1 protein-coding gene is annotated in these 1611 nt (G+C 58.3%); it reads left to right on the top strand.

All coding sequences use genetic code 11. The features are described 5' to 3' along the window. Positions 1 to 109 precede the first annotated feature (109 nt). Complete coding sequence (locus ACR0EO_RS22065) at positions 110 to 1609, top strand: CoA-acylating methylmalonate-semialdehyde dehydrogenase (RefSeq protein WP_480693057.1); 1500 nt, start codon at positions 110 to 112, stop codon at positions 1607 to 1609. Positions 1610 to 1611: the final 2 nt, after the last annotated feature.

Below are 1611 nucleotides of genomic sequence, written 5' to 3'. Positions count from 1 at the left end.
TCAGAGATGGGTTTCATATTAATTTTGTTTATAACAGTTGGTTTCATTAGTCATTGGATTTCTGGGTGGTGGTTCGAGGAAACTGCTTTGAGCCAAGGAGGAAGCATCCATGACGACGACCGCTATCGGCCATTACATTTATGGCGCATTATTTTCTGGGGCAGGCACGAGTACCCAAGACGTGTTCAACCCGGCGACAGGTGAGCTGACCGGCAAAGTTGATCTAGCGTCGAGCCAGGACGTCGATCAGGCTGTTGCAGCGGCCAAGGCGGCCTTTCCGGCGTGGTCTAATGTTCCTCCGATCCGCCGCGCGCGCTTGATGAACAAGTTTCTGAACCTGCTGAATGAACACAAGGACGAGCTGGCCCGCGCCATCACCGCCGAGCATGGCAAGGTCTTCACCGATGCCCGCGGTGAGGTTGAGCGCGGCATCGACATCGTCGAGTTTGCTTGCGGCATCCCGCAACTGCTCAAAGGTGACTTCACCGATCAGGTTTCGACCGGCATCGACAACTGGACTCTGCGCCAGCCTCTTGGCGTTGTGGCCGGTGTGACCCCGTTCAACTTCCCGGTCATGGTGCCGATGTGGATGTTCCCGGTCGCCATTGCTGCGGGCAACACCTTTGTGCTGAAGCCGTCGCCGACCGACCCAACCCCGTCGCTGATGTATGCCGAGCTGATGAAAGAGGCGGGCTTCCCCGATGGTGTCTTCAACGTGGTTCAGGGCGACAAGGTTGCCGTCGACGCGCTGCTCGAGCATCCGGATGTTCAGGCGATTTCCTTCGTCGGCTCGACCCCGATTGCCAATTACATTTATGAAACCGGCGCGCGTCACGGCAAACGCGTCCAGGCTCTGGGTGGCGCCAAGAACCACATGCTGGTCATGCCCGACGCTGATCTGGACAAGGCCGTCGATGCGCTGATGGGTGCGGCCTATGGCTCGGCCGGTGAGCGCTGCATGGCGATCTCGGTCGCGACTTTGGTTGGCGATGTTGCCGACAAGATCGTGCCGATGATCAAAGAGCGCCTTGCATCTCTCAAGGTCAAAAACGGTGTTGAGATGGATGCCGAGATGGGGCCGATCGTCACCAAAGCCGCGCATGAGCGGATCACCGGTTACATCAACAAAGGTGTCGAAGAGGGGGCGGACCTGATCGTTGACGGGCGTGACTATACCGTCGAGGGCCACGAGAATGGCTATTGGCTGGGCGGCACCCTGTTCGACAATGTCACCCCTGACATGACCATCTACCGCGAAGAGATTTTCGGCCCGGTGCTGTCCTGCATTCGCGTCGACAGCTTTGCCGAGGGCGTCCAACTGATCAACGACCATGAGTATGGCAACGGCGTCAGCATCTTCACCCGCGATGGCAACGCCGCCCGCGAGTTCGGTCGTCAGATTCAGGTTGGCATGGTTGGTGTGAACGTTCCGATCCCGGTACCGATGGCCTGGCACGGCTTTGGCGGTTGGAAAAAGAGCCTGTTCGGCGACACCCACGCCTATGGCGAGGAAGGCGTCCGCTTCTACACCAAGCAGAAGTCCATCATGCAGCGCTGGCCCGAAAGCATCTCTAAAGGCGCTGAATTCACTATGCCCGTAGCACGCTGATC

Source organism: Ruegeria sp. BE9, assembly GCF_056538765.1.
The sequence above is the reverse complement of the archived record's forward strand: the minus strand, read 5'-3'. Positions and strand labels throughout refer to the sequence as shown.